The organism is Desulfoprunum sp. (genome assembly GCF_053613775.1).
Window position 1 is genome coordinate 1,565,784 of sequence record NZ_JBSHXH010000004.1, and the last position, 23,062, is coordinate 1,588,845.

At 65.5% G+C, this 23,062-nt stretch carries 21 protein-coding genes, 2 pseudogenes and 1 riboswitch; of the genes and pseudogenes, 12 read left to right on the forward strand and 11 right to left on the reverse strand.

Features of this window, described 5'->3' with window-relative positions:
- Positions 1–45 precede the first annotated feature (45 nt).
- Both ACWGKN_RS11080 and ACWGKN_RS11085 read left to right on the forward strand, forming a co-directional pair.
- Positions 46–1,674 carry an ABC-F family ATP-binding cassette domain-containing protein gene (locus tag ACWGKN_RS11080; protein WP_452095210.1) on the forward strand — a complete coding sequence of 543 codons (1,629 nt, stop codon included), beginning with the start codon at positions 46–48 and terminating at the stop codon, positions 1,672–1,674.
- Positions 1,675–1,952: 278 nt separating this feature from the next.
- On the forward strand, positions 1,953–2,909 hold the full coding sequence (locus tag ACWGKN_RS11085; protein WP_452095211.1) for a hypothetical protein: 957 nt from the start codon (positions 1,953–1,955) through the stop codon (positions 2,907–2,909).
- Between the two features lie 121 nt (positions 2,910–3,030).
- Here the strand turns inward: ACWGKN_RS11085 and ric are convergent, their stop codons facing one another.
- The 11 genes and pseudogenes from ric to ACWGKN_RS11140 form a co-directional block, all read right to left on the reverse strand.
- Positions 3,031–3,747, reverse strand: coding sequence for an iron-sulfur cluster repair di-iron protein (ric, locus tag ACWGKN_RS11090; RefSeq protein ID WP_452095212.1), 717 nt, complete (start codon positions 3,745–3,747; stop codon positions 3,031–3,033).
- A gap of 87 nt (positions 3,748–3,834) precedes the next feature.
- Positions 3,835–4,026, reverse strand: a complete 192-nt coding sequence (locus ACWGKN_RS11095; protein WP_035234038.1) for a ferredoxin — start codon at positions 4,024–4,026, stop codon at positions 3,835–3,837.
- Between the two features lie 107 nt (positions 4,027–4,133).
- Complete coding sequence (hcp, locus tag ACWGKN_RS11100; RefSeq protein ID WP_452095213.1) at positions 4,134–5,795, reverse strand: hydroxylamine reductase; 1,662 nt, start codon at positions 5,793–5,795, stop codon at positions 4,134–4,136.
- A 107-nt stretch (positions 5,796–5,902) separates the two neighbouring features.
- Positions 5,903–6,631 carry a type 1 glutamine amidotransferase gene (locus ACWGKN_RS11105; RefSeq protein WP_035234050.1) on the reverse strand — a complete coding sequence of 243 codons (729 nt, stop codon included), beginning with the start codon at positions 6,629–6,631 and terminating at the stop codon, positions 5,903–5,905.
- 194 nt (positions 6,632–6,825) lie between these two features.
- Positions 6,826–8,391, reverse strand: a complete 1,566-nt coding sequence (locus tag ACWGKN_RS11110; protein ID WP_424254404.1) for an ammonia-forming cytochrome c nitrite reductase subunit c552 — start codon at positions 8,389–8,391, stop codon at positions 6,826–6,828.
- Entirely contained in the window at positions 8,384–8,860 is a 477-nt protein-coding gene (locus ACWGKN_RS11115; protein WP_035234055.1) for a cytochrome c3 family protein, read from the reverse strand. Before ACWGKN_RS11115 ends, ACWGKN_RS11110 begins: the two co-directional genes overlap by 8 nt.
- A gap of 292 nt (positions 8,861–9,152) precedes the next feature.
- Entirely contained in the window at positions 9,153–9,722 is a 570-nt protein-coding gene (locus tag ACWGKN_RS11120) for a TorD/DmsD family molecular chaperone (protein ID WP_452095214.1), read from the reverse strand.
- The gene (gene nrfD, locus ACWGKN_RS11125; protein ID WP_452095215.1) at positions 9,719–10,948 is read right to left on the reverse strand and encodes an NrfD/PsrC family molybdoenzyme membrane anchor subunit; all 1,230 of its coding nucleotides are present in this window, start codon (positions 10,946–10,948) and stop codon (positions 9,719–9,721) included. The genes ACWGKN_RS11120 and nrfD overlap by 4 nt, the downstream gene beginning before the upstream one ends.
- Before the next feature lie 2 nt (positions 10,949–10,950).
- Positions 10,951–11,624: pseudogene (locus ACWGKN_RS11130) on the reverse strand (4Fe-4S dicluster domain-containing protein).
- On the reverse strand, positions 11,621–12,847 hold the full coding sequence (locus ACWGKN_RS11135) for a molybdopterin dinucleotide binding domain-containing protein (protein ID WP_452095216.1): 1,227 nt from the start codon (positions 12,845–12,847) through the stop codon (positions 11,621–11,623). The pseudogene ACWGKN_RS11130 and the gene ACWGKN_RS11135 overlap by 4 nt, the downstream one beginning before the upstream one ends.
- 89 nt (positions 12,848–12,936) lie before the next feature.
- A pseudogene (locus ACWGKN_RS11140) lies at positions 12,937–13,608 on the reverse strand (molybdopterin-dependent oxidoreductase); the annotation flags it as partial.
- A 194-nt stretch (positions 13,609–13,802) separates the two neighbouring features.
- On the opposite strand from ACWGKN_RS11140, the gene ACWGKN_RS11145 reads away from it, so the two are divergent.
- The 10 genes from ACWGKN_RS11145 (at position 13,803) to ACWGKN_RS11190 (ending at position 23,061) form a co-directional block, all read left to right on the forward strand.
- Positions 13,803–14,405, forward strand: coding sequence for a CBS domain-containing protein (locus ACWGKN_RS11145; RefSeq protein ID WP_452095217.1), 603 nt, complete (start codon positions 13,803–13,805; stop codon positions 14,403–14,405).
- Between the two features lie 11 nt (positions 14,406–14,416).
- On the forward strand, positions 14,417–14,953 hold the full coding sequence (locus tag ACWGKN_RS11150; protein WP_452095218.1) for an HPP family protein: 537 nt from the start codon (positions 14,417–14,419) through the stop codon (positions 14,951–14,953).
- Between the two features lie 129 nt (positions 14,954–15,082).
- A riboswitch (TPP riboswitch) is annotated at positions 15,083–15,179 on the forward strand.
- 80 nt (positions 15,180–15,259) lie between these two features.
- Positions 15,260–15,457: a sulfur carrier protein ThiS gene (gene thiS / locus ACWGKN_RS11155; RefSeq protein WP_035228849.1), complete on the forward strand. Its 198-nt coding sequence runs from the start codon at positions 15,260–15,262 to the stop codon at positions 15,455–15,457.
- A 2-nt stretch (positions 15,458–15,459) separates the two neighbouring features.
- Positions 15,460–16,230, forward strand: a complete 771-nt coding sequence (locus ACWGKN_RS11160) for a thiazole synthase (protein WP_452095219.1) — start codon at positions 15,460–15,462, stop codon at positions 16,228–16,230.
- Between the two features lie 44 nt (positions 16,231–16,274).
- Complete coding sequence (gene thiH / locus ACWGKN_RS11165) at positions 16,275–17,384, forward strand: 2-iminoacetate synthase ThiH (protein WP_452095220.1); 1,110 nt, start codon at positions 16,275–16,277, stop codon at positions 17,382–17,384.
- Positions 17,381–17,923 (forward strand): sulfur carrier protein ThiS adenylyltransferase ThiF, encoded by a 543-nt coding sequence (thiF, locus tag ACWGKN_RS11170; protein ID WP_035228850.1) that lies wholly within the window; start codon positions 17,381–17,383, stop codon positions 17,921–17,923. Before thiH ends, thiF begins: the two co-directional genes overlap by 4 nt.
- The gene (gene thiE / locus ACWGKN_RS11175; RefSeq protein WP_424253497.1) at positions 17,910–18,584 is read left to right on the forward strand and encodes a thiamine phosphate synthase; all 675 of its coding nucleotides are present in this window, start codon (positions 17,910–17,912) and stop codon (positions 18,582–18,584) included. The genes thiF and thiE overlap by 14 nt, the downstream gene beginning before the upstream one ends.
- A gap of 35 nt (positions 18,585–18,619) precedes the next feature.
- Positions 18,620–19,906 carry a phosphomethylpyrimidine synthase ThiC gene (gene thiC, locus ACWGKN_RS11180; RefSeq protein ID WP_035228853.1) on the forward strand — a complete coding sequence of 429 codons (1,287 nt, stop codon included), beginning with the start codon at positions 18,620–18,622 and terminating at the stop codon, positions 19,904–19,906.
- A gap of 112 nt (positions 19,907–20,018) precedes the next feature.
- On the forward strand, positions 20,019–21,662 hold the full coding sequence (locus tag ACWGKN_RS11185; protein ID WP_452095221.1) for a DUF2868 domain-containing protein: 1,644 nt from the start codon (positions 20,019–20,021) through the stop codon (positions 21,660–21,662).
- On the forward strand, positions 21,652–23,061 hold the full coding sequence (locus ACWGKN_RS11190; protein ID WP_424253501.1) for a GTPase/DUF3482 domain-containing protein: 1,410 nt from the start codon (positions 21,652–21,654) through the stop codon (positions 23,059–23,061). The genes ACWGKN_RS11185 and ACWGKN_RS11190 overlap by 11 nt, the downstream gene beginning before the upstream one ends.
- Position 23,062: the final 1 nt, after the last annotated feature.

Genomic DNA, 23,062 nt, shown 5'->3' on the forward strand with positions numbered 1-23,062 from the left:
CGCCCTCCCCGCTTCGGGCCGGCGGAACTACCCCATGGAAACCCAATGATCCACGCCTCCAACATCGCCCTGTCCTACGGCAAACGCGTCATCTTCAAGGACGTCAACATCAAGTTCACCCCCGGCAACTGCTACGGCCTGATCGGGGCCAACGGCGCCGGCAAATCGACCTTTCTCAAGATCCTCGCCGGCCAGCGCGATGCCGACCGCGGCGAGATCTTCGTCGGCTCGGGCCTGCGCATCGCCTATCTCAACCAGGACCAGTTCGCCTTCGACGACCAGACCGTCGCCCGCACCGTGCTGATGGGCCATCCCCGCCTGTGCGAGCTTATGGCCGAGCGCGAGGCCCTCTACGCCAAGAGCGAGTTCACCGAGGCCGACGGTATCAGGAGCGGCGAACTGGAGGCCGAATTCGCCGAGATGAACGGCTACGAGGCCGAGTCCGAGGCGGCGGTGCTGCTCAGCGGCCTCGGCATCCCGGAGGAGTTGCGGGAGCGGAAGATGAAGGAACTCGACGGCGGCGACAAGGTCCGGGTCCTGCTGGCCCAGGCCCTGTTCGGCAATCCCGACATCCTGCTGCTCGACGAGCCGACCAACAACCTCGATATCCGCTCGATCGCCTGGCTCGAGGGCTTTCTCGAACGCTTCGCCAACACCGTCATCATCGTCTCCCATGACCGCCACTTCCTCAACCAGGTGTGCACCCACATGGCCGACATCGACTTCGGCCGGATCCAGATCTACGTCGGCAACTACGACTTCTGGTACCAGGCCAGCCAGCTGGCCCAGCAGCAGCGCCAGGACGCCAACAAGAAGGCCGAGGCCAAGGCCAAGGACCTCAAGGAGTTCATCCAGCGCTTCTCCTCCAACGCCTCCAAGGCCCGCCAGGCCACGGCCCGCAAGAAGCTGCTCGACAAACTCGAAATCGACGACCTGCCGGCCTCGTCGCGCAAGTACCCCTTCATCCTGTTCAAACCCGGCCGGCCCTGCGGCGACGTGATCCTCGAGGTCGACGGGATCGGCAAGAGCATCGAGGGGGTGCAGCTGCTGAAGAACTTCACCCTGACCGTCAACCGCGGCGAGAAGATCGCCTTCGTCGGCACGGGCGCCCCGGCGATCACCGCCCTGTTCCAGATCCTGGCCGGCGAAGAGGCACCCGATTCCGGCACCTTCCGCTGGGGTCAGACGATGAGCACCGCCTACTTCCCGAAGGAGAACAGCGCCTTTTTTCAGAGCGAGATGACCCTGGTCGACTGGCTGCGCCAGTACACCCCGGTGACCGAGGGCGAGAGCTTCGCCCGCGGTTTCCTCGGCAAGATGCTGTTCTCCGGCGACGAGGCGCTGAAGAAGACTTCGGTGCTGTCCGGCGGCGAACGGGTCCGCTGCCTGCTGGCGAAGATGATGCTGAGCGACGCCAACGCCCTGATTCTCGACGAGCCGACCAACCACCTCGACCTCGAATCGATCACCGCCCTCAACAACGGCCTGCAGGCCTTCAGCGAGATCATCCTGTTCTCCTCCCACGACCACACCCTGGTCCAGACCGTGGCCAACCGGATCATCGAGATCCTGCCCGGCGGGGTGGTCGACAAGATGATCCCCTACGACGACTACCTCGCCGATCCGGAGATCCAGGCCTTACGCGAAGGCCTCGGGGCGCCGCGGCGGGTATGAGCTGGTGCGCCGGTAAACCACCATCCCGCGGGAGCCATCGGGCGTTTCGATTCCCAGCGGGATCGGGATGCCCGTCGCATTCCAGTTTGACATCCACCGCCCGCATCACATAGCATTGAAGCATGACGACCGAGGCGAGGCCTCGGTCGACCATCTTCACATCTCGACCATCATTCATTACCTGGAGGATCCTTCCCGCCCGCGGGGCCGCCGGAACAACCCATACCGCGCCTTCCCCGCATCTGTCCCCTTCCCACCCTGAACCACAGGAGGTCTTCATGAAGACCTCGATACCACCCGGTTTTTCGGACATGCTCTCCTTCCCGCTGATCGAGGCCCTGCTGGGGCGGCGTTCGCGGCGCTTCTTCGCCGGGGCCGAGATTCCCGACGGGGTGCTCGCCTATACCTCGACCAGGGAGCCGGTACCGCTCACCGAGGCCCACAACACCCGAGTGTTCAACAAGCCCTCCACCCTGGTTGTGATCCCGGTCGGCGACCTGTCCCAGCACGTCCTGCTCGCCCTCTGCTACATGCTGCAGAACGGCCTGGTACTGTACGACGACATCAACCGCCGGAGCATCCCGGGCCTCGGCCGATTCGCCGACATCGTCGATGTCGCCAATGTCTGGCCGATCACCTTTGTCGAGCAGTGGTCGCTGGCCGAGCTCACCGTCGAGCTGGCGGCCGGCTGCTATGCCGGGACCCTGATGCTGCAGGCAATGGGACTGGGGGGCTGGATGTTCAACGGCGTCGATCCCTTCGCAATGCTCGGCTGCAGCGGCGACCCGGCGATTCCGGGCCTGGGGTTCAGGTTCGAGACCGACGACCGGTGGCCGTATCCCGACCCCACCGGGCTGGAAGGGGTGATGGAGGGCTTCTGTCCACCCCATCACCCGGATATGCGAGCCGCCGTCGAAGCGCTGTGCGAGCGCAAGTTCGGTCCGGGCGGACCGTTCCATCCCGACACCCCCGGCCCGTGGAAGGACAGCCGCAAGGTGCGCTCCGCCGCCACGGTGCACGATGACCGGTTCCGGCAATGCGTCGCCCTCCAGGCCCAGTACCTGGTCGACACGTTCGGCAAGTTCCCGGCGACGGTGCCGTCGATGTTCCTGATCATGTATCTGCAGGCACACCACCTCGATCCGGATTTCTACGACGAGTTTTTCAAGCCGGGTTCCTACCTGCGGATCCATGCCGCCCACATGGACCGCTGGCACCGACCCGATGTCGAGTAGCCGGCCGCCGGCTCCCCCATCCATGCCGCAGGCGCATCGGCCAGGAGGGATGGGGCCCAGGTGAGGCGGCCGGTATCCGACGCGACACCGGCCCGGGATTCGGCGGATCGGCCGGCAGCGCCTATAGCAGCGCCGCCTTCGGGAAGAGGATGTTGTTTTCGAGGTGGACGTGGAGATGGAGATCTTCCTCGAACTCCTGGAGCTGGCGATAGGTGAGCAGGAAGGTGTTGCAGGCGTCGGCCGGCAGGGCATAGTCCCCGGCAAGACGACGGACGGTGTGGACCGCGTCGCCGATTTCCTCATGCTCGCGGCCCAGCCTGGCCAGCGAGGCCTCGACCACGGCGCGATCGGCGGCCGATGACGCCACCCCGGATTTTCGCGCCGCGGCCAGCCGTTTGACCGCCGGGAAGAACACCCCTTCCTCCTCCCGCAGATGGGCCTCCATGGCAACCGCGATCCTGTCGAAGATCCGGGCGATTTCAATCACCTCCGGGTGGTTGAGGCCATGGACGGCGGCGACCTTGGCGGCATGGGCGGCGATCGTTCCGTCATTCTCCCATAGGTAGGCATGATGGGTGTTGACGATATAGTCGGCCAGAAACGGCAGCTCCCAGGCGGCGAAATTGCGGTTGCGATCGACCGGCCCTCGCTGCACCGCCTCGATCTCCCGCAGCAGGGCGGCCGGATCAAGCCCTCGGTCCCGACAGACCGTGGCGAGGGGAACCTTGCCGCCGCAGCAGAAATCGATCCCATGGCGGTCGAACACCGCGGCGGTCCGGTAATCGCCGGCCACGATCTCGCCGATGGTCTTCCTCAAAATCGGGTCTTCGTTCCGCATGACTGCCTCCTGTACCAGTCCGATCGGTCCCTCCCCCCGGCCATGTGGTGGCCGGGGAGCGGCCAGCCGGGACACGACGCACCGCCTTCATTCGACCGTGATGCAGCTCACCGGGCATGAATCCACCGCCTCGTCGATGCACCCCTCGGTGCCGGTCATCGTCGCGCGGACCTCGGCCTTTTCGGTCGCGTCATTGAAGCTGAACACCTCCGGGCAGAGTTCGACGCAGGTCTGGCAGCCGATGCACTCTTCTTCGTCGATCGTCACTTTTTTCGCCATATCGTTCCTCCCTGTGCTGTTGTTCGGCCTTTCCGGCCGCCCCGGTCTTCACCCGGCCACCGGACATCCGTTCCTGGGGAGACCCGGTGGTCGGTCCAAGGGCGGGCCTAGCGGCCGGCCATCATCGCCGCGATATCCTCCTCGGCGGTGCCGATCGGTTTGATATCGAATCTGTCGACCAGCACCTTCGCCACCCCCGGCGACAGGAAGCCGGGCAGCGTCGGGCCGAGGCGCATGCCCTTGACCCCGAGGTACAGCAGGGCCAGCAGCACCGCCACCGCCTTCTGCTCGTACCAGGCGATGTCGAACGACAGCGGCAGCTGGTTGAGATCGTCGAGGCCGAACACTTCCTTGAGTTTCAGGGCGATGACGGCGAGGGAATAGGAATCGTTGCACTGGCCGGCATCGAGCACCCGCGGGATGCCGCCGATATCGCCGAGCTGGAGCTTGTTGTAGCGGAACTTGGCGCAACCGGCGGTGAGGATGATCGTATCCGGCGGCAGGTTGGCGGCCACATCGGTGAAATACTGCCGCGAGTTGTGACGGCCGTCGCAGCCGCCCATGACCACGAAGCGTTTGATCGCCCCGGACTTGACCGCCGCGACCACCTTGTCGGCCAGGGCCAGGACCTGGTGGTGGGCGAAGCCGCCGACGATGGTGCCGGTCTCGAGTTCGGTCGGAGGCGGGCAGGATCTGGCCCGGGCGATCAGCGCCGAAAAATCCTTGGCCCCGCCGGCCGGGCGGTCTTGGATATGGGTCGCGCCGTCGTAGCCGACCACCCCGGTGGTGTAGAGGCGGTCGAGGTAGGTGCTGCTCTTGCGCAGCGGTACCAGGCAGTTGGTGGTCAGCAGCACCGGGCCGTTGAACGACTCGAACTCGTCCGGCTGATGCCACCACGACCCGCCGTAATTGCCGACGAAATGGGAATATTTCTTGAACGCCGGGTAGGAGTTGGCCGGCAGCATCTCGCCGTGGGTATAGACATCGACCCCGGTGCCCTCGGTCTGGTGCAGCAGTTCCTCCAGGTCCTTGAGGTCATGGCCGCTGATCAGGATGCCGGGGTTGGTCCGCACCCCGATATTGACCTCGGTGATCTCGGGATGGCCGTAGGTCGTCGTATTGGCCTCGTCGAGCAGGGCCATGGTGGTCACCGAGGTCCGCCCGGCCTTCATCACCAGGGCGAGCATCTCGTCGATCGGCAGTTCCTGCGTCGCCGAGGCCAGGGCCTCGAACATGAAGTCGCCGATCTCATCCTTGCGGTAACCGAGGACCATGGCGTGCTCGGCATAGGCGGCGATCCCCTTGAGACCGATGATCAGCATCTCCTTCAGCGAGCGCACATCCTCGTTGGCGGTGCGCAGCACCCCGACTGTCCCGGCCTTGGCGGCGAAGTCGGCGGCGGTGCCGCTCCAGGTCGCCTCGTCGGGCAAAGAATCGCCGAAATCCTGGCCGTTTTTCGCCTTGTAGGCAGCGAGAAAGGCCGTCCGCAGGCTGTCGCGTCGCCTGAGCCCGTCCTCGATCATCGCCACGAAGCGGCTGTCGGCCCAGTTGGCGTTGGTGATGGTGGCGAACAGCCCCTTGAGGACGAACTCGTCGTGGCTGCGGTCGGGTTGGCCGAGCTGTCGCAGCCCGTCGCCGTAGACCGCCATGCCGCGCAGGACGAAGAGCAGCATGTCCTGCAGGTTGGCGGTCGCCTCCGGCTTGCCGCAGACCCCCTTGATCGTACAGCCGCTGTTCTTGGCCGTTTCCTGGCATTGAAAGCAAAACATCGTAGACCTCCCTTGGTGAATTTCCGTAATTTGACTGTCTTCATTCCCCGCCCATCCCGCCGCCTGGGATTGATCACGGCAGGATCGATGGATCGGTTGGCCGGGGTTTACCACTCCGGTCGGACAGACTCCCTTCCCCCGGCAATCCCGCGGGCGAGATAGTCGAGGAGGCCGTACATCAGGCCGTTGATCCGGGCAAAGCGCCGGGAATCGGCGGTCATGGCCGCAGCGCTCTGGATGAACGGTCCCGGCACGATCTCCCCGGCGCACATCGCGATCAACTGCCGGGCGCTGTCGCCGGTGGTCTCGAGGTGAAACTGCAGGCCGACGGTCCGCTCCCGGTAGACGAAGGCCTGATGGGCGCAGGCGGCGCTGCGGGCGATATGGTCGGCCCCCGGCGGCAGGTCGAAGGTGTCGCCATGCCAGTGGAAGACCTCGACCTCGGCGGGAAAGCCGGCAAAGAGCGGGCTGTCGGCGGCGGCGGGCAGCAGCTGCAGCGGCCACCAGCCGATTTCCCGTTCCGGGTTGGGATACACCTGCGCCCCGAGCGCCGCGGCGATGATCTGGGCCCCGAGACAGATGCCGAGGACCGCCAGGCCGCGATCGATGCAATCGCCGACAAAGCGTTTCTCGGCAACCAGCCATGGACAGCTCTCCTCGTCATGAACCCCCATCGGCCCGCCGAGGACGATCACCAGATCGATCCCGGCGACCGCCGGCAGCACCGGCGAGTCGAAGAACCGGGTAAACGAGACCTCGTCCCGGCGATCGGCCAGCCACCGTTCGATACTGCCGAGCCCTTCAAAAGGGACATGCTGCAATACGTGGACCTTCATAGCACTCCTTGCCTGGCCACCGCGACACCGGTCGACAGGCCCGGGCGGGACAACCGCCATCGCGGCGCCCCGCCTGGCAAAAACCGGCGGACAGCGTGTCCCCTCGCTGTCCGCTTCCTGGAATCATGGTTGATACTGCTGCACCGGAGTCCCGCCCATGCAGGACTCCGGCAGTGAACTGGCGGCGACTGCCGTCAGTTGGTCGTCGCCGCCGGCACCAGGCGCCGGTTCTCTTCCCACACCTTTTCGGCCTTCGGCGTCAACGGCAGGTACTTGAGCCAGACGTGGCTGGCCAGATGCTCCGGATCCATCTGCAGTTCGCGGCTGTGCTTCATGATCGGCGGCACGATCTTCTTGATGTCGCCGGCCAGGTCCTTGGCGGTGGTGAAGGCCGCCGCCTCGACGGCGATGTCGACCGCCTGCTGGCTGTAGCGTTGCGACTGAGCCAGGGTGTTGAGGGCCTTGGTCGGGTTGTGGAAGCCGACCGAGTTCTCGGCCGAGACCAGATCCCAGAAGAACTGGCCCTTGCGGCACATCTCCCGGGCATCGATCATCAGCTGGTCGTAGTTGGCCGGCTTGTCGCCGGTGTATTCGGCGGCCAGCCGGATCGCCTCGTGGGCCTTGACCGAGATCTCCTGGGCGATCAGCAGCTGTTCCCACACCTTGTTTTGGGTGAAGAGCACCCGCTCCCGCAGGTAATCCGGCGACTTGTCGGTATGGCACTGCCGGCAGGCCTTGAGATCCGGGTCCTTCAACGGCGAGGTCCAGTGATGGTTGGACATCTTCTTCTTGCCGTCCATCCGGACATAACTCATGTGACAATCGGCGCAGGTGACGCCGGCGGCGCCGTGGATGCCGTTCTGCCAGGTCTCGTATTCGGGATGCTGGGCCTTGAGCATCGGCGTCTTCGACACCGGGTGGACCCAGTCGACGAAGTTGCCCTCGAAGCCGGGGATCGTCGTATCGCCCTTGGTCTTGTAGTAGGTGTAGATCTGCTCCGGGTCCATGCCATTCGCCCACGGGAAGACCGGCTTCTTGGCCGGGCCGAAGCTCTTGTCCTGGAAATAGTACTCGACATGGCACTGACCGCAGACCAGGGCCCGCTGGTCGTTGCGCGGCAGGGTCTTGAAGTCCTTGCCCACCGATTTCAGGTAATCGTTGAGCGGCACCGAGTAGAGCCGCAGTTCCATGGTCGCCGGATCATGGCAGTTGGCGCAGCCGATGGTATCCTCGACCAGGTCGACCTGGTCGCGGTACTGGTTGAAGTCCTTGGCCCAGAAGCCATCGCCCTCAGCCTTGAGCCAGACGTTCATCTTCGCCGTCTTGCAGTTCATGCAGGTCGCCGGCAGACCGGCCTTCTCACCGTAGCGGTTGATCCGGTCGATGTTGAGGATGTCCTTCATCGCGTAGGTGTGACCGCGCGCCGCCCGATACTCGTAACTGAACGGGTAGCCGAGCCAGAGGTTCTTCAGGTAGGGCTGGGCATGATTGTAGCCTTCGGGCAGCGGGTTGACGTTATCATGCTTGTTGTAGGCCACGGAGCCGTTGTACTCGGTCATGATCTTCGATTCGTTGTTGCGCTCGTAGGTCTCGTAGTGCAACGGGAACTCGGCCTTGAAGGCGGAGTTGCGGATCTCGTCGGTGGCCAGTCCGGTCTTGAATTGCGGGGTCCGCGGCTCGGCCGGCTCGCTGGAACAGCCGGCCAGGATCAGGACCACAGTCATCGTCACAATCGCGGTTACGGTTCGCAGGTTACGCATCGGCGGCACTCCTCATGGCTACTGGCAGTTTGGAAGAATGGGGGACATGACGGTGGCAATCGGTGCAGTACTGCTTGCTCTGCATCACCACGCCGGCGGTGGTGGCGCTATGGCAGCGCCGGCAGTTGCCCTGGATCACCTGCCTGGTCTCTTCACCCGGATGGATGAGATCGGGGACGGAACTGGTCAGGGTGGCAACGACATCCCTCGTCCCCTCTTTCGCCTTGAACGGGATCTTGGCCAGCAGATTGTGTGGGGCGTGGCAGTCGTTGCAGGCCAGGGCGGCGTGGACCGACCGGCTGTGCGTCAGCTCGGCCGCATCCATCGAGTGGCAGCTGCCGCAGAACATCGCCTGATCGGTCGCGGTCATGGCGATCGCCACCCCGACGGTCAGCACGACCCCGGCGATAAGCGGCAGGAACAGCGATCGCGATCTTCGTCTTCCGGATTCATCGTTTCCCAGACGCATCCCTCCCTCCCTTGAGAAATGATTCCGCACTCATTCCGCCCGACGGCGGCAAGCCCCTTCCTGCTTTGATTTCCGATGAGTGCCTGACATGGCTGTTGTTCATGTGCCACCTTCAGTGTATAAAAAAGTGACGATCCAAGTCAAACCATAAAACCCGCCGATCCGCTTTCGGCTTGCATGGTTATGCCGCACAATGCCGCGCCGGAAGAGGACAGGCGCGCCGCCACGCGGAAGGCTGGACGGTGGCTCGGGGTCGTGGCGGCGGTGGGGAGGTCGAGGGGGATTTCCGCTATCAGTGAAGGAGCGTACCTGCCGTTCCGGGATCGTCCGTCCCACTGCCCGCGGCGGCGACGACGGACCGGCCGAAGGCGGCGGCCTGGCGGTAGATGCCGAGCTTATCATGGCGGTCGACGAGATCGAAGAAGGTGCCGACCCAGCTCTGCAGGTGATCAACGAAGAAGCGGCAGTCCGCCGCCGCCGAGGCATCATCGCCGACGAAGCGGTGCAGCAGGGCGAGGAACTCGCACTCGACGGCGATATGATCGGCCGCCTCCTCGCAGACCAGGCCGTACCTGCGATAGCGGGCGGCGAGCTCGACCGTCGTCCGGCCCATCACCGAGCCCTCGAGGTGGACCGAGCCGTAGGGCGGGCACGGCAGGGTCGGCATGGCGTCGATGAACAACCGGACATATTCGCCCTGCAGGACGACGGCGTCGACGGCGCGCATTCGGGCCAGCAGCGCCGCGGCCTGGGCGCCGCTTTCAGCCGGCGCCGGCAGCGAGGCCCAGGCGGCGTCGGGGTAGCTGAACAACAGCGACAGGCAGCGGAGATCGGCCGCGATCGCTGCGGCTCGGGGGCTCATGACCGCTCCCGGGAGAGAATCGGCAGCCGGGCGACCGCCAGCACGACCAGGAACACCGCATAGGCGCCGATGCCGAGGAGGATGACGATCTCGATTAGCGAGGGGAAGTAGCCATACTGGTCGAGGAAGGTGCTCATCCCCGGGAGCAACCGGCCCGAGGCGATCGGCAGGGACCAGTGGCTGTCCGGCAGGCCGAACGGGGCCATGGTCATCGGGATGGTGTTGTAGGCCGCCGGCATGATCAGGAAGCGGTGAACGAACACCCCGGCGATGAGCAGACCCGAGTTCAGCAGCAGCCGCGGCAGCGAACCGAGGATCTGCGGCCGCATCAGCAGCCAGGCGCCGAGCAGGGGCGCGGCGACCTCGAAGACATGGGCGAGGCCGAAATCGCCCCAGGCGACGGCCATGATCCGGTGGGTCTCGGCATTGCCGTACCAGGCATGAATCACCAGGTCGTTGGCCATCAGGAAGATATGGACGCAGGTGGCCATGAAGATGATCAAACCGAGCATGCGATACGCCTCCTGGTATTTTTCGCCGGTACCGTAGGCCAGGGCCGCCGCCACCAGGACGACGGTGGTGCCGACGGCGATGGCGACCGAGACGAAATCCGGGGCCATGACCGGTGAAAACCACCAGTCCCGCGCCCCTTGAGTCGAGAAGATCCAGGCCGTGACCACATGGATGCCGATGGCGAACAGCAGGGCCACCGGCGCCATCCGCCTGGCCCACCGGTCGGAGAAGGCCCGGGGGTCATCGACCGTGATCGCCAGCCAGGCCAGCCGGCCGGTCAGCTCGGGCAGCATCAGGATATAGAGATAGACCGCCGCGGCCAGGGCATAGAGGTTGAGGACGATGACGTCCCAGACCAGCGGCGACATCCAGTTGGGATGGAGCAGCAAGTTGTAGAGGCGGATCGGCCTACCGATGTCCGGCAGGACGATCAGCATCGCCGCGGTGACATTGGCGAAGGCGGTCAGGGCGCCGAGCTTGGCCAGCGGCTTGAGCTTCTTCACCCCGAACAGGTGGATCGACGAGGTCAGGACCAGGCCGCCGGCGGCATTGCCGACAAAGAAGGCCAGCCCCGAGATGTACAGCCCCCAGCTGTAGGAGTTCGGCAGGTTGGTGAGGATCAGGCCCTCCTTCAGCTGATAGATCCAGGCAGCGATGGCGACGAGAAAGAGCGCGCCGCTGAACATCAGGCCAATTCGCATTTTCAGAGACATGGTCATACCTCATTGGCCTTGGGCGGCAGGTAGAAGACGGTCGGTTTGGTGCCCTTTTCCGGCAGCAGGGTAAAGGCGTTGCGGCCCTTGATCATCCGGCTGACGTCGCTGTCGGGATCATGAAGATCGCCGACGAACCGGGCCTTGCCGGGGCAGCCCCGGACACAGGCCGGCAGCTCGCCGCGGTCGCGGTACTGGGCGCAGAAGGTGCATTTCTCGACAATACCCTTCGGCCGCAGCGGGCTGTAGACCAGACGCCCTTCATGGCGGTGGTCCTCGGGGTAGCCGTAATGGTACTGTTCCTGGTACTCCGACCGCTGATGGGCCTTGGCCGGATCTTCCCAGTTGAACTGGCGCACGCCGTAGAGGCAGACCGACATGCAGTAGCGGCAGCCGATGCAGCGCTCGTAGTCGATCAGCACCGCCCCGTCCGCGGCATGATACGTGGCCCCGACCGGGCAGACCTTCTCGCAGGGGGCGTTCTCGCAGTGCTGGCAGTGCACCGGCAGGAAGAACTCGACCCCACTTGCCGGTGGCGTCAGGTGGCGATGGCTGCCGGGGTGAAGACCCGGTTCCGCCAGGTCTGCGGCGGCTGGGCGTTGTGCTGTTTGCAGGCCACCATGCACGAGCGGCAGCCGATACATTTTTCCAGATCGATGACCATGCCCATTTTCATGCGCTCATCCTCCTCACGTCGACAAGACACTCGTTCCACACCGTGGTCGGCGACCACATGCCGGGGACGAAATAGACTTCGTGCAGCGGTTTGATCCAGGGGAAGGTCAGCGAGTTGTAGCCCTCGCCGGCCAGGTAGCGGGACCACCAGCCCTCCTCGAAGATCGCCGTGCCGGCGCTGCAGCCGGGATCGAGGATGGCATAGGCCCGGGTCTTGCCGCGATCGTTGTGGATCTGCACCAGATCGCCGTCCTTGATGCCGCGCGTAGCGGCATCGCCGGCGTTGAGGAAGACTTCGTACCAGGACGGGGCGGGAAAGACCACGTCGGACCACAGGCAGCTGGTGGTCATCCGGAAATCGGTCGTCATGATGAACTCCAGCTCGCCCGAGGCCGCCCGATCCTTGAGGATATTGCTCATGTTGTGCTGATCGAAGGGGTTGCCCCAGGCCCCGACCATCGCCTTGATGCCGTTCTGCGGATAGTTGGGACCTTTGCCCTGGAGGAAATGGAGATAGGCGACCCAGTTCAGTTTTCCGCCCTCCGGAAACCACCAGCTCCTGAGGTCAAAACGGATGCGGTACTGACCGGCATAGGTCGAGATGCCGGCCCCGCTCCTGCCGATGCTGCCGGTCAGAACCGGCAACAGCGACAGGGCCCGGCCCTTGAGATCGCCGTTGTACCACTGATAGTTGCTGGCCCCGTAGATGACATGCAGCGGCGTGTTGCCGGCGGCGTCGACCGCCACCCGCTCGATCTGCAGCGGATCGAGACCGGTGATCGCCGCCACCTTGTCGAGGTCATATTCAACCAGCAGCTTCTGCAGGGCGGTGAAGACCGTCTCCACCTTGACCGAACTGCCGTCGGCCAGGGTCACCTCGAACTCACCTTCCAGTTCGGCCCGGGTTGCGGCCAGGTTTTCCGGATCGAGGATGCGGAAGTCACCGCCGCTGCGGATCACAAAGAGGCGGCGATATTCGGGAATGGTTCTGCTCCCGGCCTCCGTCGCCAGCGCACCGACATCGCCGGCCAGCAGCCGCTTGCCGTTGTCCTGCCGGACGAGGATGGGGAAATCGGTGAAGTCGCGGAGAAAATCGGCATCGTAGAGTTTGCGTTCGATGATGATCCTGGCCATGCCGAGTGCCAGGGCGGCATCGGTATCGGCCTTGATCGGCAGCCACTCGTCGGCCTTGGCGGCGGTGCTGCAGAAATCGGGATCGACCACCACCACCCGGCCCCGGCCTTGGCCTCGAGCAGGTGATGGGCATCGGGCAGCCGGGACTGGATGACGTTGGAGCCGAAGATCATCGTGGTCCGGGCGTTGAGCCACTCGAGCGACTCCAGTTCCTCGCTCTGGACCCCGAAGATCATCGGCCAGAACATCGGCAGGTCGCCGTTCTGGTCGTAGCCGTGGTGCATGGTCCAGCGGGCCGGGCCGGCCAGGGCGACCAGCGCCCCCTTCTGGACGTAGCCGGTGCCGGGGACCTGGATGGTGGCGGCGATCGCCTCCGGCCCGTACTTGGCGGTGATCTCCTTCAGCCGGCCGGCCGCATGGTCGAGGGCCTCGTCCCAGCTGGCCCGCCGGAACTGGCCGCTGCCCCGCTCGCCGGTGCGGATCAGCGGGTACTTGAGCCGATCCCGGCCGTAGATCAGGTCCATCATCGACAGGCCGCGCAGGCAGCCGCGCGGATTGTACGAGTCCTCGGGATAGTCGGCGGCCTGGATCAGGGTGCTGATCCGGCCGTCCGTGACCCTGGCCTTGAAGCCGCAGGCCCCGGTGCAGTTGGGCGAACAGGTGGAGCGTACCAGCCGTTCGACCTCGGCGGCGCAGGCCTCTCCGGCATCGATGAAGCGGAAGAAATTCAATTCCAGGGCGAGGGCGCAACCGGCCCCGGCTGCCCCCGCAACAATTCCCGTCTGTCGATATGCATGCTGATTCCCCTCCCGTGAAGTGGTGACCGTTGCCAGACCTTTCTCCGCAACCAATCCGCTGCGTCGACCGCATCGTCTCTACATGGCCACGACGCAGACTGATGGATGCCGATGGCAGTATGTGCTGTCTTTTTTCCTTCTACCGGAGAAAATCGACAAAAAGATTGACCTAAGTCAAACCATAAAATTATTTTCATGATTGAATGAAATCATATCACAGATTGATATATCCAACCAAGGGAGCCACCATGACGAAACCTGATACAAGCTGCACCTCGATCGAGATCGCCGAGCCCGATGTCATTGCGGCGATGCGGCAGATCGAGGGCTACATCGACATCAGCCCGGGCGATTTTCGGGAGGTCTATCGCCTCGCCTTCGACCACGCGATGCAGCGGCTGCGGGACTCGGTCACGGCCGCCGATATCATGACCGCGCCGGTGCAGTGCATCGACGCCGACATGGACCTGCAGCAGGCGGCCCAGGAACTGGCCGACAAGGTCTATTCCGGGGCCCCGGTGGTCGACGGCGACGGCAGGATCGTCGGGGTGATCTCGGAAAAGGATTTCCTCGCCCGGATGGGGCTGGAACAGCCGGCCACCTTCCTCCGCATCATCGCCCACTGCCTCACCACCAAGGGCTGCATGGCCATCGCCCTGCGCAACCACGCAGTGCGGGAGATGATGACGGCCCCGCCCGTCACCGCCGGGCCGGAGATCACCGTCGGCGAGATCTCCCGGCTGTTCATCGACCGCAGGATCAACCGCCTGCCGATCATCGACCCGGACGGCCGCCCCTTGGGGATCGTCACCCGGACCGACCTTGTGCAATCCTATTGCATAACCCGCTAGAGGACCGAACCATGGAATATTTCACCAAGATGCGGGGCAATGGCCAGGCCCCGCCCCGCGTCAGTCTGGCCGAGGTGTGGTGGTCGTGGATCGGCAGCTTTCTCGGCATCACCGCCGTCGCCCTGCTCCATTACCGGCTGGTCGATCCCAGCGGTCTGGTCCTGCTGATCGGCTCGTTCGGGGCCTCGGCGGTGCTGATCTACGGCGCCATCCGCAGCCCCCTGGCCCAGCCGCGCAACCTGATCGGCGGCCATGTCCTCTCCGCCTTCCTCGGGGTGACGGCCTTCCAGTGGTTCGGCGACCAGACCTGGCTGGCGGCGGCGGTCGCCGTCTCCACCGCGATCGCCCTGATGCACCTGACCCGGACCCTCCATCCGCCGGGCGGCGCCACCGCCCTGATCGCGGTCATCGGCGGCGACAGCGTCCATCGGCTCGGCTACCTCTACGTCCTGATGCCGGCCGCCTCCGGTGCCCTGGTGATGCTGCTCGTGGCCCTGGCCATCAACAACATCCCGAAAAACCGGCGCTACCCCGAATTCTGGTTGTAGCCCGGAGTCGTTCCCTGGGCCGGGATCGCCCCCTCCGCCCCCTGTGTGACCGGAGGCCCGGAACGGGGGATAAATTGGCCCCGCCATCGGCATCCGCTTGACAAAGCCCGCTCTCCCGTCTTACACTGTATCCATCGCTAGGGGTGCACTCCGCTGAGAGGAATTTTTCCAACCCTATGAACCTGATCCGGGTAATACCGGCGAAGGGAAGCGGCCAGAAAAGGGATTGTCGTTTTCATCCTCAGTTTTTTTCGAGCCGTTTACCCCCCGCCGGGTGAACGGCTTTTTTTTTTGGGGAGCGGCAATATGGACATCGTGGTCAACGGCAGCCAGGAGAGCTGCGCCCCCGGCAGCGTCGCCGAACTGGTGGCGGCCAGGGGCCTGCCGCCGGAAGCATTGGTCGTCGAACTGAACGGGAAGATCATCCGCCAGGAACAGTGGTCGCAGGTCCGGCTCGGGGACGGCGACCGCCTCGAACTGCTGAGTTTCGTCGGGGGAGGCTGATCATGACTGACGATATCCTGCAACTCGGTCCCAAGGGCTTCACCAACCGCCTGTTCACCGGCACCGGCAAATTCGCCGCCAACGCCCTGATCGCGCCGATGCTGGCGGCCAGCGGCAGCCAGATGATCACCGTCGCCCTGCGGCGGATCGACTCCAGCGGTCGGTCGGAAAACATCCTCGATTTCATCCCCCCCGAGGTCACCCTGCTGCCCAACACCTCGGGCGCCCGAACCGCCGAGGAGGCGGTGCGGATCGCCCGGATCGCCCGGACGGCGGGCTGCGGCGACTTCATCAAGATCGAGGTGATCACCGACATGAAATACCTGATGCCCGACGCCATCGAGACCCTGAAGGCGACCGAGATCCTCGCCGGCGACGGCTTCGTCGTCCTGCCCTACATTCTCCCCGACCTGACCCTGGCCCGGCGGCTGGAAGCCGCCGGGGCGGCGGCGGTGATGCCGCTGGGAGCGCCGATCGGCTCCAACCTCGGCCTCGAGACCAAGGCCCTGATCGCCCAGCTGATAGACAACTGCCGGGTGCCGGTGATCGTCGACGCCGGCATCGGCCTGCCGTCGCAGGCGGCGGCGGCGATGGAGATGGGGGCGGCGGCGGTGCTGGTCAACACCGCGATCGCCACCGCCGCCGATCCGGTGGCCATGGGCTTCGCCTTCGACCTCGCCGTCAGGGCCGGGCGCAGCGCCTGGCTCGCCGGACCGGCGGGGACATCGAGTACCGCCAGGGCCTCGTCGCCGCTGACCGGCTTTCTGGAATAGCCGTCGCCCACCGGACCGCGGCCATCATCGGAGGATTGCAGGACATGTCGTTTTATTCGTTCATCGAGCGCTTCAGGGACTTCGACTTCACCGGCTTTTTCACCACGATCGACGAAGCGGCGGTGCGGCGCGTGCTCGCGCGCGACCGGCTCGACGAACTCGACCTGCTGACCCTGCTCAGTCCCGCCGCCAGCGTCTGCCTCGAGGCGATGGCGCAGAAGGCCCATCGCCTGACGGTCCAGCACTTCGGCCACACCATCCAGCTCTTCATCCCCCTCTACGTTTCCAATTTCTGCGCCAACCATTGCGCCTACTGCGGCTTCAACCGGACCACCTCCATCCACCGCCGCACCCTGAGCCTGGCCGAGATCGAGGCCGAGGCCAGGGCCATCGCCGCCACCGGGATGCAGCACATCCTCTTTCTCACCGGCGAAGCGCCGGCGGCGACGCCGATGGACTACCTGCTCGCCGTCGCCGCCTGCCTGAAACGCCATTTCGCCTCGGTGTCGCTCGAGATCTACCCGCTCGAGGAGGAAGCCTACCGCCGGCTGCGGCAGCAGGGGGTGGACGGCATGACCCTGTTCCAGGAGACCTATGACGAGGAGGTCTACCGCCGGGTCCATCTCGCCGGCCGCAAGACCGACTTCCGCTGGCGCCTCGACGCCCCGGAACGGGGGGCGCGGGCCGGGTTCCGGGCGGTCAACATCGGCGCCCTGCTGGGACTCGCCGAGCCGCGGCGGGACATCTTCTTCACCGCACTCCACGGCCGCTGGCTGGCCGACACCTTCCTCGACACCGAGGTGTCGTTCTCGCTGCCCCGCTTCAACCGCACCGGCACCGCCTTCGAGCCGACCGGCCTGGTCGACGACCGCACCTTCGTCCAGTTCCTGACCGCCCTGCGGCTGTTCCTGCCGCGGGCCGGCATCACCATCTCGACCCGGGAGAGCGCCCGCTTCCGCAACCAACTGCTGCATCTCGGCGCCACCCGCTACTCGGCCTACTCCAAGACCGGGGTCGGCGGCTACGCCGCGGCCGAGGACCCGGACAGCCGCCAGTTCGAGATCACCGACACCCGGACGGTCGATGAGGTGATCGCGGCGATCGTCGCCGGCGGCTGCCAGCCGGTATTCAAGGATTGGGACACGATCGGATGAGAATCGCCATCGCCGGGGCCGGCGGCATCGGCTCCAACGTCGCCGTCAACCTGGTGCGCAGCGGGGTGGCGTCCCTCAAAATCGTCGATTTCGACCGGGTCGAGGCCGGCAATCTCAACCGCCAGTTCTATTTCCACGACCAGATCGGCCGGCTCAAGGTCGAGGCGCTGGCGCTCAACCTCCGCCGCATCCGCCCCGACCTCGACATCGAGACCGTGGCGGTCCGGCTCGATGGCGCCAACTGCCTCGCGCTCCTCGGCGACTGCCGGCTGGTGGTGGAGGGGCTCGATCAGGCCGGGGCCAAGAAGATGCTGCTCGAGGCCCTGACCGCAAGTGGCCGGACCGTGGTCTCGGCCTGCGGCATCGCCGGCAGCGACCTCGACGGCATCCGGGTGCGGCGGCTCGGCAGCTGCCATATCGTCGGCGATTTCCGCTCCGACTGCGTCCGGCTGCCGCTCTTTGCCCACAAGGTGGCGGCAGTGGCCTGCCGCATGACCGAAATCATTCTGCGTGAAGGTGGCTATCATGGACAGCAATAAGCCCCGCCGGGTGCTCCCGCCCGGCATCTACGGCATCACCGCCGAGAAATACTCCCGCGGCCGCAGCACCATCGAGGTGGCGAAGGCGATGATCGCGGGCGGCATCGCCGTCCTCCAGTACCGCGAGAAACGCCCGGCCAAGAGCCAGCGGGCGATGCTCGATGAATGCCGGCAGCTCCGGGATCTGACCCGGGAAGCCGGCATCCCCTTCATCGTCAACGACCATGTCGATCTGGCGCTGCTGGTCGATGCCGACGGCGTCCATGTCGGCCAGGACGACCTGCCGGTGGCCGAGGTCCGCCGCCTGCTCGGTCCCGACCGGATCATCGGCCTCTCGACCCACAGCCCGGCCCAGGCCGCGGCCGCCGTCGGCGCCGGGGCCGATTACATCGGCGTCGGCCCGATCTTCGCCACCGCCACCAAGGAGGATGTCTGCGCCCCGGTCGGCCTGGCCTACCTCGACCATGTCGTCAGTTCCTGCCCCCTGCCCTTCGTCGCCATCGGCGGGATCAAGGAGCACAACCTTCCCGAGGTGGTGCGCCACGGGGCGACAACCGTCTGTCTGGTGACCGCCATCGTCGGGGCGACCGACATCGCCGCCGCCGTCCGCGGCCTGCGCGCCATCCTGGAGCAGGCCGGCCCCCTCGCCACCCAACCCTGAACCCCGATCATTCTTTCCCTACAGGAGATTTGCCCATGACCACCCCCACCCAGATGGCCGCCGCCCGCCAGGGCCTTGTCACCAAAGAGATGCGGCAGGTGCTGGCCGACGAACCGATCGGCGAGGCCGAGCTGCTCGAACGGGTCGCGGCCGGGACCATCGCCATCCCCGCCAACCGCAATCATACCAATCTGCGGGCCAGGGCCATCGGTGCCGGGCTCTCCACCAAGGTCAACGTCAACCTCGGGGTCTCGGAGGACTGCTGCGACATCGAGGCGGAGATGGCCAAGGTCCGCCTCGCCCTCGACCTCAAGACCGACGCCCTGATGGATCTCAGCACCTGTGGCGACACCCGGGGCTTCAGGCGGCGGCTGATCGCCGCCAGTCCGATGATGATCGGCACGGTCCCGGTCTACGATGCGGTGGCCCGGTACGGCAAGGACGTCGGCCGCATCTCGGTGAACGACTTCTTCGACGTGGTCCGCATCCATGCCGAAGACGGGGTCGATTTCATGACCATCCACGCCGGCCTGACCAGCGACGCCATTGCCCGCCTGCGCCGCAACCCCCGCCTGACCCACATCGTCAGCCGCGGCGGCTCGCTATTGCTGCAGTGGATGACCGAAAACAATCAGGAAAATCCGTTCCTCACCCACTACGACCGGCTGCTTACGCTGTGCCGCGAATTCGACATCACGTTGAGCCTCGGCGACGGTCTGCGGCCCGGCAGCCTCCACGACGCCACCGATGCCGCCCAGATCCAGGAACTGATCGTCCTCGGCGAGCTGACCCGGCGGGCCTGGCAGGCCGATGTCCAGGTCATGGTCGAGGGGCCCGGCCATGTGCCGCTCAACGAGGTCGTCACCAACATGCAGCTGCAGAAGAAACTGTGCCACGGCGCCCCGTTCTACGTCCTCGGCCCGCTGGTGACCGATGTCGCCCCCGGCTACGATCACATCACCTCGGCCATCGGCGGGGCCCTGGCCGCCGCCCACGGCGCCGATTTCCTCTGTTACGTGACCCCGGCCGAGCACCTGCGGCTGCCGGACATGAACGACATGAAGGAGGGAATCATCGCCGCGCGGATCGCCGCCCATGCCGCCGACGTCGCCAAGGGGCTGCCCGGCGCCATAAACTGGGACAACGAGATGAGCCGGGCCCGCAAGGACCTCGACTGGCAGCGGATGTTCGACCTGGCCATCGACCCCGACAAGGCCCGGGCCTACCGGGCCTCGTCGCAGCCCGGCGACCAGGAGGTCTGCACCATGTGCGGCGACCTCTGCGCGGTCAGGAAGAGCCGGATGATCCTCGAAGGAAAGTAGGGAGGCGAACTCCGGCGGCTCTGTTGCCCCGCAGGCGGCAAGGGCGTGGAAAATCTTCGGGGTCGGTGAATAACAGGGGAAAGGGCATATTCCATTTGGTATAGTTGCCATCATGAAACCCCTATGGAACTACAAGGATATCTTCGATCTCGAGTTTTTTTTCCACAAGGACTCGACCATGCGGAACGGATCTTTGGTTCAGCGGGATCGTGATATCTTCCTCCGCCATATTGAACCGACCCTGGCGACGACGGCAACCGGCCAGAACTCCGGCCGGCTCCTCCATCTCTGGCTGGAGCACCGGCGGCGGACGGAATTCGGCGCCCGGGGCAGCCTCAGCCCCGGCGCCCTGTTCATCGAGGCCCACCGGACCCTGAGGCTGGTCATCCTGGTCGCCGGTCTGTTTTTCGGCTCGATGATCGGTCTCGGCTTTTTCAACTACGCCGGCACGACCCCGGTGAACATCTTTTCCTTCCTTGTCTTCTTCATCTTCACCCAGGTCCTCGTCCTCGTCGCCCTTCTCCTGTCGGCCGGCCTGCGCTCGCTGCTGCGGCATCGAAGAATCTCGCCGCCGCTGGCGATTCGCCTGATGGCCGACCTGGTCATCAGGACCATCCTCTGGGGCCACCGCAACCTCCTCGGCCGGATGTGGGCCGATTCGCGGGACAGTCTCGCCGCCTCCCTCGGTCTGCTCAAGAGTGCGCAACGGATCTACGGCTCGCTCTTCTTCTGGCCGTTGTTCGCCCTCCTCCAGATGCTGGCCATCGCCATGAACACCGGTCTGCTGGCGGCGACGCTGTTCCGGATCCTGACCTCCGACATCGCCTTCGGCTGGCAGTCCACCGTCCAGTTCAGCGCCCAGGCCCTGCATCGGCTCGTCGCCCTGATCTCGCTGCCCTGGTCGTGGTGTTGTCCCGAGAACACCGGCTACCCGAGCCTGGCCGCCATCGAGGGCAGCCGGATCATCCTCAAGGATGGCATTTCGGCCCTCGCCACCAGCGACCTGGTCTCCTGGTGGCCCTTTCTCGTTCTCTGCCTGCTCGTCTACGGCCTGCTCCCCCGCATCATCCTCTATGCCGCCGCCCTGATCATCCAGCGCCGCTGCCTCAACCGCCTCAGCTTTCGCCATCCTCCCTGCCTCAACCTGCTGCAGCGGATGCAGACCCCCACGGTCTCCACCCAGGCCGCCCCCGAGCCGGGACCGCCGGCCGCGGAACCCGTATCGGAGACGGTCGCCGCCGACGAGATGCCGGCGCAATCGATGCGAGACCGGCGGATGGTGGTGCTGATTCCCGAAGATCTCGCCCCCGCCTTCGCGGCGGCCGAGCCCCTCCGTCTTCTCGACCAGCACGGCTTCAGCCATGGCGGGACCATCAGGTTCATGGAGAATTACGACAAGGACCGGGAGGTGCTGAACGACCTGCGGCAGCGCGACTGGACAGGCGACGGCGGCATCCTTATACTGATGGAATCCTGGATGCCGCCGCTGATTGCCTTCCTCTCCTTCCTCGGCGAGATCCGGCAGGCCATCGGCCCGAACGTCCCGATCCTCATCGAACTCCTCGGACGCCCGGACACGGCCGCCGCCACCCCGGTGATCCCCGAGGGGGACTGGCTGGTCTGGACCAGGAAGATCTCCGCCCTCGGCGATCCGTTCCTCGACATCGCCCCCGTTCACCACCGGCCGGCGACAGGGAGCCTCTCTCCGGCACCGTCTCCTGCCTCAACCTCCGCTACGGGAACCGATGACACCTGAGATCGCCATCATGGGCCACCCCAACGAGGGCAAGTCCTCGGTCCTGTCGACCCTTGCCGAGGATGATTCGGTACGGGTCAGCCCGACTCCCGGCGAGACTACCCGCTGCCGGACCTTCCCGGTCGTCATCGACGGCCGCGAGGTCCTCCGCTTCACCGACACCCCCGGGTTCCAGAACCCCGCCAGGGTCCTCAGCATGCTGCAGGGGATGGCCGGCGACAGCGGCAATATCATCCGCCGGTTCCGGGAACAGGTAAAAAACATCCCCGAACTGAGCGACGACCGGGAACTGCTGCTGCCGGTCGAACGCGGGGCCGGCATCATCTACGTGGTCGACGGCTCCCGCCCGGTCCGCAACGTCGACCGCGAGGAGATGGAGATCCTGCGCCTCACCGGTCGGCCGCGGATGGCGATCATCAACTGCAAGGACCAGGGCGAGCGGTACCTGCAGGAGTGGAAGGACGAATTCCGCAAGGCCTTCAACTCCAACCGGGTATTCAATGCCCATCGGGCCACCTATGCCGAACGGATCCTGCTGCTCACCGCCCTGCAGTCGATCGACCAGGACTGGCAGCCGGTGCTCGGCCAGGTGATCACCGCCTTTCAGCGCGACTGGACGGCGCGCAACCGCGCCACCGCCGACCACATCATCGCCATGCTCAACGACTGCCTCCGCTACCGCCTGACCGTCGATGCCGGCGACCAATCCGCCGCCGGCCGCCGGGAGGAGGAACTGGTCCGCCAATTCAACCAGAACCTGGCGGAGATCGAAAAGAGGACCCACCAGCAGATCAGATCGCTCTACCGCCACCATATCTTCGACTACCGTCTTCCCCCCCGTTCGATCCTGCGCGAGGACCTGTTCAACGATCGGACCTGGCAGGTCCTCGGCCTCTCGAAAAAGCAGCTGGCGATCATCGGCGGCATTGGCGGGGCTGCCGTCGGCGTCGGTCTCGATGCCGCTCATGCCGGTCTCAGCATGGGCGTCTACGCCGCGCTGGGCGGGGCCATCGGCGCCCTCGGGGCGCTACTGGGCGGCGAGACCATCTCGGCCAACGCCTCCATCATGGGGATCAAATTGGGGGGACAGCAGCTGCAGATCGGCCCGGTCAACTCGATCAACCTGCTGTTCGTCCTGCTCAACCGGGCCCTGCTGTTCTACTCCCATACCATCAACTGGGCCCATGGCCGCCGGGATTACGACACGGGGGGGGCCGCAGAGGGACCGGCGCCGGACCAGATGGGCTTCACCAGGAACTGGTCGCCGGGTCGGATCAGGATCTGCACTGCCTATTTCCGGGGCCTGCAGCAGGACGGGGGGAACGATGCGCTGCGGAGAGAGAGTGATCTGCGGCAGTTGCTGGAAGAGGTCCTGCTGGAGATCTCGCAACGGGAATAGC